At 65.0% G+C, this 6549-nt stretch carries 6 protein-coding genes; 3 read left to right on the forward strand and 3 right to left on the reverse strand.

Translation table 11 applies throughout. The features are described from left to right. Positions 1-121 precede the first annotated feature (121 nt). Positions 122-511 carry a DUF4124 domain-containing protein gene (locus tag AC1VWL_RS18950; protein ID WP_482987706.1) on the reverse strand — a complete coding sequence of 130 codons (390 nt, stop codon included), beginning with the start codon at positions 509-511 and terminating at the stop codon, positions 122-124. Between the two features lie 82 nt (positions 512-593). Here AC1VWL_RS18950 and pssA point away from each other — a divergent pair, with 82 nt between their 5' ends. The 3 genes from pssA to rimI are packed head-to-tail and all read left to right on the forward strand — an operon-like array spanning position 594 to position 2334. Further along, positions 594-1373 (forward strand): CDP-diacylglycerol--serine O-phosphatidyltransferase, encoded by a 780-nt coding sequence (gene pssA, locus AC1VWL_RS18955; protein WP_481550536.1) that lies wholly within the window; start codon positions 594-596, stop codon positions 1371-1373. A 56-nt stretch (positions 1374-1429) separates the two neighbouring features. Continuing rightward, on the forward strand, positions 1430-1852 hold the full coding sequence (locus AC1VWL_RS18960; RefSeq protein ID WP_482987710.1) for an alanine acetyltransferase: 423 nt from the start codon (positions 1430-1432) through the stop codon (positions 1850-1852). After that, positions 1849-2334, forward strand: a complete 486-nt coding sequence (gene rimI / locus AC1VWL_RS18965) for a ribosomal protein S18-alanine N-acetyltransferase (protein WP_482987707.1) — start codon at positions 1849-1851, stop codon at positions 2332-2334. Before AC1VWL_RS18960 ends, rimI begins: the two co-directional genes overlap by 4 nt. Positions 2335-2346: 12 nt before the next feature. Here rimI and AC1VWL_RS18970 read toward each other — a convergent pair whose 3' ends face one another. Both AC1VWL_RS18970 and AC1VWL_RS18975 read right to left on the reverse strand, forming a co-directional pair. After that, on the reverse strand, positions 2347-3171 hold the full coding sequence (locus AC1VWL_RS18970) for an EamA family transporter (protein ID WP_482987708.1): 825 nt from the start codon (positions 3169-3171) through the stop codon (positions 2347-2349). Between the two features lie 416 nt (positions 3172-3587). Continuing rightward, positions 3588-6413 carry a valine--tRNA ligase gene (locus tag AC1VWL_RS18975; protein ID WP_482987709.1) on the reverse strand — a complete coding sequence of 942 codons (2826 nt, stop codon included), beginning with the start codon at positions 6411-6413 and terminating at the stop codon, positions 3588-3590. Positions 6414-6549 lie beyond the last annotated feature (136 nt).

The raw sequence follows: 6549 nt of genomic DNA on the forward strand, positions 1-6549 counted from the left end.
CCCCCAACCACCCGCCCAACCCCGCCAACCCGGGGGCCCCGCGGGGGTTTACCCAAAAAAACCCCCTACCCTCACCCCGGTTTTGCCGGTTTTGCCCCGGTTTTACCTGTCAGCTACCAGCTCAGTTCTTCGGCGCAGGCTTGCAATAGACCGCAGCTGCCGCCTCGGCCAGCTGCTTCTGCGCCGCGCGCTGGGCGTCATCCAGCGGAGCGCCCGGCTTGCCATCGGCACCAACGCCCTGACTGACCGGACCATTGCCGTTCAGCAATTGCAGATTCCTGCGTGCACCCAGGCACTGCTCGGATTCGTCGGCTTCGGCTGAAACCTCTGGCTCGGCGACAGAAGCACCGCTGGCGGTGATGCGGCGGGTTTCGAACTGCTTGCCGGCCGGCGGTCGCTCGGAATACTGGGTGACGCCATTGGCGTCCTTCCACTTGTACAGATTGGCCGCGCTGGCGGTGGCAGCGGTGCCGAGCAGGAGCAGGCAGCAGAGGCGTGGCAGGGTGAGCATGGCAACTCCAGGCACCGAAACAGGGCAGGCAGCGATTGCAGCACCCGGTGACGCGGCTGGCAAGTCGATTAAACTGGCGGGTATGGACGAATTGAGACCACCACCGCGTTCGCGCAGCATCTACCTGCTCCCGAACCTGTTTACCACCGCCGGGCTGTTTGCCGGGTTCTACGCGATCATTGCCGCCTCCAACGGGCAGTTCGTCAACGCCAGCGTCGCTGTGTTCGTGGCTGCGGTCATGGATGGGTTGGATGGCCGGGTTGCGCGTTTGACCGGAACCAGCAGCGAATTTGGCGTGCAATACGACTCGCTGGCCGATCTGGTCAGTTTCGGCATGGCGCCGGCACTGGTGATGTACCACTGGGCCCTGTCCTCTCTGAAGTTCGATGGCGACGTGCTGGGTCGGGTCGGCTGGTCGGCGGCCTTCCTGTATGCGGCCTGCGCGGCGCTGCGCCTGGCCCGTTTCAATACCCAGGTCGGCACCGTCGACAAGCGCTGGTTCGTTGGCCTGGCCAGCCCGGCCGCCGCCGGTTTGATGATGTCCTTCGTCTGGGCCTTCGCCGACGGCACGCTGGGCTGGAGCGGAGAGGAGCTGCGCTACGTGGCTTTGGGCGTGACCATCGTCGCTGGCTTGCTGATGGTCAGCCGGATTCGCTTCTGGAGCTTCAAGGGCGGCAATGAAAAGGGCCCGCGTTCGGAGCGCGTGCCGTTCGTGGTGCTGGCTTTGGTGCCTATCGTCATTTCCATCGTGGTACTGGACCCGGCGCGGACCTTGTTGGTGGTCGGCGTGATCTATGCGCTGTCCGGCCCGGTGATGTGGCTGTTGCAGCGCTGGCGGCAGCCGGCCGGCAAGGTGCAGTGATCGGTTTCTCGCCCGAGCCGGTGTGGACCCCCGAGCAGCAGGCATGGCTGCAGGCGATGGGCTACACCGTCTATCTGGAAGGCGGCGCGCTGGATGCGCCGCCAGTCGTTGCTGCGCCAGCCTTTGATACCGCTACGGTAGCGGTGGAGCGGGCGGCACCGCCGCAGAGCGCGGTGACCAAGCCGGTTGCTGTTGCCCCGCCGCGTGAAGTGGCCGCAAAGGCACCGCAGGCACCGAGCACTGCACCCGCGCCGGTATCCGCTGCCGGTGCCGCGGGTAGTGTTCGTCGCAGCGGCGGCTTGGGGATGCCCGACCGCCTGCAGATCGCTTTGTTGCGTGCCTCCGGCTGCAATCCCAACGAACCGGAAACGCGGGCGCTGATGGACAGCTGGCCCTTGGCCGAGCTGCGTGCCGATCCAGCCGCCAAGCGCGCGCTGTGGCCGCAGCTGCGCAGTCTGCGGCGGAAAGCACGGCAATGACCGCGCCGGGGTCGGTCCTGCGTCCCATGCATGAAGGGGACCTGGATGCGGTGATGGAAGTGGAGCTGCGCGCCTATCCGTTCCCGTGGACGCGCGGCATCTTCCAGGATTGCCTGCGAGCCGACTACCCGTGCCGGGTGCTGGTGCAGGAGGGCGGCATTGCCGGCTATGCCGTGCTCAGCATTGCCGTCGACGAAGCGCATGTGCTCAATGTCTGTGTCGATCCGCTTTGCCAGTCGCGCGGCCATGGCCGGCGTCTGCTGCGCGAGTTGGTGCGGGTTGCACGGCAACGCGGCGCGTTGCGGGTGTTCCTGGAAGTGCGGCCGTCCAATACCTCGGCCATCGCGCTGTACCACAGCGAAGGCTTCAACGAGATCGGCCGCCGTCCGCGTTACTATCCGACCGCGACCGGGCGCGAAGACGCACTGGTGATGGCGATGGAGCTGGTGGACGACGACATCAGCGTGATGCCGCCGCTCTGAGCGCTGCGTTGGCTATGCCAGCCGCAACAGCACCACACCGGCGATGATCAGCGCTGCGGCGAGCAGGCGCTTGCGGCTGATGTGTTCTTTCAACAGCAGTGCCGAGATCAGCAACGCGAACAGGATCGAGGTTTCGCGCAGTGCGGCGATCACCGCGACCGGCGCGATGGTCATCGCACACAGTGCAATCGCATACGACGCGGTGGTGCCGATACCGCCGACCAGTCCGCGCTGCCAGTTGCCGCGCAGATAGCTGCCCAGCTGCCGGCGGCGGGCGAACAAAGCCCAGATCGGCAGTGGCAGGCCGGACAGCAGGAACAGCCACAGCGTGTAGCTCAAGGCGTTGCCGGACAGGCGCGCGCCCTGCGCGTCGACCAGTGTGTAGGTGGCGATGACCAGCGCGATGCACAGCGGCAGGCGGAGGTTGCTGATGCTGCTGCTGCCGGCCATGCACAGGATGCCGGCACTGATCAGCGCGATACCGCTCCAGGCATTGGCGGACAAGCGCTCGTTGAACAGCCAGGTGCCGGCAATGGCGACCAGCAAGGGCGCGCAACCACGCATCAGCGGGTAGGACAGGCTCATGTCGGCGCGGTGATAGGCGCGGGCGACCAGCACGTAGTAGCCGGTTTGAAGAATGGCTGATGCGGCGAGCCAGGGCAGGCTTGCTGCGGCGGGGGCTGGCAGCCAGGGCAGGGCGATGGCGGACAGGACGGCAGCCCAACCGGTGACCAGAATCGTGGTCAGCAGCTTGTCGCCGCCGAGTTTGACGATTGCGTTCCAGCTGGCGTGGAGCAGGGCGGCGAACAGGACGGCGCAGAAGATGCCGAGGGACATTGGGTTCTGTTGTTGGGGTGCTTTGGAAGGGTAGCTGGGATTGTGGGGTGTTGGTGCTGCGGGGAGGTAAAGCCCAAAGCCCAAAGCCCAAAGCCCAAAGCCCAAAGCCCAAAGCCCAAAGCCCAAAGCCCCCTCATCCGCCCTGCCGGGCACCTTCTCCCGCACGCGGGAGAAGGGACTGCAGTGATTCTTGCAGCGTCGTGAACTGGGCGTGCCATCAAGCTCAAGCACATGAAGCAGATTGCACAGCGATCCCGCAGAAGTGCATGGCGCATTGCATTCCCTTCTCCCGCGCGCGGGAGAAGGTGCCCGGAGGGCGGATGAGGGCGCTCTTCGCTCGCTGCTCTTTGATTCTCAACGCACAAAAGAAAACGCCGCCCGAAGGCGGCGTTCTCCACAATAACAATCAGCAAGCCTCAAAGCTTCGCGCGCTGCTCCTGCAGGCCGGCCAGCTGGCTGTTCCAATCAACCAGACGCACGCGCTCCTGCTCAACCACCGCCGCCGGCACCTTGTCGGTGAACTTCGACAGCTTGACCTCGCTCTTGTCCTTTTCCGAAGAAACGCGGGCGATTTCCTTGTCCAGGCGCGCACGTTCGGCGTCCAGGTCAACCAAACCTTCCAACGGCACCAGCAGCTTCAGCTCGCCGACAATGGCGGCCGCGGCCGGCGGCGTCACCGCATCAGCGGCCAACCAGTCGATGCTCTCCAGCTTGAGCAGGAAGCGCAGCTGCGAGGCGAAGCGTTCGAGGCGGCTGCGATCCGCATCCTGCCCGCCCTGCAGCAACAGACGCACCTGCTTGGACGGCGGCACGTTCAACTCGCTGCGCACGCGGCGCAGGGCGCTGACCATGGTTTTGAACCATTCCACGTCGACTTCGGCCTGCGCGTAGTCGCCAGCAAATTCCTCCGCGGTCGGATAGGTCTGTAGCGACAACGACTCGGCGCTGATGCCAAGACGCGGCGCTACCTGCTTCCACAGCTGCTCGGTGACGAACGGGGTCAGCGGGTGCAGCAGGCGCAGCACCGCTTCCAACACGTATAGCAGCGTATGACGCGTGCTCGCCGCATCCTCGGCGTTGTCACCGTTCAAGGCCGGCTTGGTCAGTTCCAGGAACCAATCGCAGAATTCGTTCCAGACGAATTCGTACAGCGCCTGCGACAACAGGTCGAAGCGGTAGTCGGCGTAGTGCTGCTGTGCTTCGGCCGAAACCTTGGCCAGGCGTGCAAGGATCCAGCGCTCGGCATCGGTGCGCGGCTGCGGCACGCCAGAGAAGCTCGCGCCCTCGGTGTTCATCAGGGTGAAGCGGCTGGCGTTCCACAGCTTGTTGCAGAAGTTCTTGTAGCCCTCGGCGCGGCTCATGTCGAACTTGATGTCGCGGCCGTGGGTGGCCAGCGCGGCGATGGTGAAGCGCAGCGCGTCGGCACCGTGGGCGATGATGCCGTCCGGGAATTCCTTGCGCGTGGCCTTCTCGATCTTCTCGGCCATCTTCGGCTGCATCAGGCCGTGGGTGCGCTTGGCAACCAGGTCGTCGATGCTGATGCCGTCGATGATGTCCAGCGGATCGAGCACATTGCCCTTGGACTTGGACATCTTCTGGCCCTGGCCGTCGCGGATCAGGCCGGTGATGTAGACGTCCTTGAACGGAATCTGGCCGGTAAAGCTGTCGGTGGCCATGATCATGCGCGCCACCCAGAAGAAGATGATGTCGAAGCCGGTGATCAGTACGTTCGACGGCAGGTAGCGCTCAAAGCCGCGCTCGGCCATCGCCGCTTCGCTCGGCCAGCCCAGGGTGGAGAACGGCCACAACTGCGAGGAGAACCAGGTCTCCAGCACGTCGCTGTCCTGGGTCAGCACCACCTCGTCGCCGAGCCCGGCCTTGGCGCGGGCGTCGGCTTCGTTGCGGCCCACGTAGCAGTTGCCGGCTTCGTCGAACCACGCCGGAATGCGGTGGCCCCACCACAGCTGGCGGCTGATGCACCAATCCTGGATGTTCTCCATCCAATGGCGATAGGTGTTGATCCAGTTGCCCGGCACGAACTTGATGGAGCCGTTCTCCACAAGCTCGAGGCCGCGCTTGGCCAGCCCGTCCATCTTCACGAACCACTGGTCGGTCAGATAGGGCTCGATCACCTGGCCGGTACGATCACCACGCGGCACCTGCAGCTTGTGCGCCTTGGTCTCGACCAGGATGCCCAGGTCTTCCAGCTCAGCCAGGATCACCTTGCGCGCTGCATAACGGTCCAGTCCCTGGTACTGCTGCGGGGCGTTTTCGTTGAGCGTAGCGGTGGTGGTGAACAGGTTGATCATCGGCAGGCTGTGACGCACGCCGACCTGGTAGTCGTTGAAGTCATGCGCCGGGGTCACCTTGACCACGCCGGTGCCGAAGGCCTTGTCGACGTAGTCGTCGCCGATCACCGGCACGCTGCGGCCGGTCAGCGGCAGGGTCACGCTCTTGCCGATCAGGTGCGCGTAGCGGCTGTCTTCCGGGTGCACCATCACCGCGGTGTCGCCCAGCAGGGTTTCCGGACGGGTGGTGGCCACGACCAGGTAATTGCGGGTTTCGCGCAGGGTCTCGTTGCCGTCGGCATCGACTTCGACGTGCTCATAGCTGGCACCGTCGTTGAGCGCGTAGGCGATCGACCACATGAAGCCGTCTTCTTCCACGCTCTCCACTTCCAGGTCGGAAATGGCGGTCTTCAGCACCGGGTCCCAGTTGACCAGGCGCTGGCCACGGTAGATCAGGCCCTGTTCGTGCCAGCGGAGGAAGGACTCGATCACCGCCTCGCTTGGGCCCGGGTCCATGGTGAAGGTGCTGCGCGACCAGTCGGCCGAGGTGCCGAGGCGGCGCATCTGGCCCTCGATCACGTTGCCCGAATGCGCCTTCCACTCCCACACCTTGTCGATGAAGCCATCGCGGCCCAGCGAGTCGCGGGTTTCGCCCTTGCCTTCCAGTGCGAGGTTGCGGCTGACCACCATTTCGGTGGCGATGCCGGCATGGTCGGTACCCACCTGCCACAGCGTGTCGTAGCCACGCATGCGGTGGTAACGGATCAGCGCATCCATCAGCGTCTGCTGGAAGGCGTGGCCCATGTGCAGGGTACCGGTCACGTTCGGCGGCGGCAGCAGGATGGTGTAGGGCTCGCCCTTGCCGGACGGCTTGAACAGGCCGGCCTTCTCCCACGACTCATAGAGCGCGGTTTCAAAGGATCTGGGGTCGTAGCTGGAGGCGAGTTGGGTCATGGGGCAGGAACCAGTAATTAGGAGCTGGAAACGAGCGAAACCGGGGTGGGGGTGCGGGGGTGTGGCGGGGACAACCCACCGGGGCCCCGGGGTGCTCCGGAGAGTGGCTTTTTTTTTTTGGGTTTTTTGGGGGGGG

It is taken from the genome of Stenotrophomonas sp. STEN063, assembly GCF_056854515.1.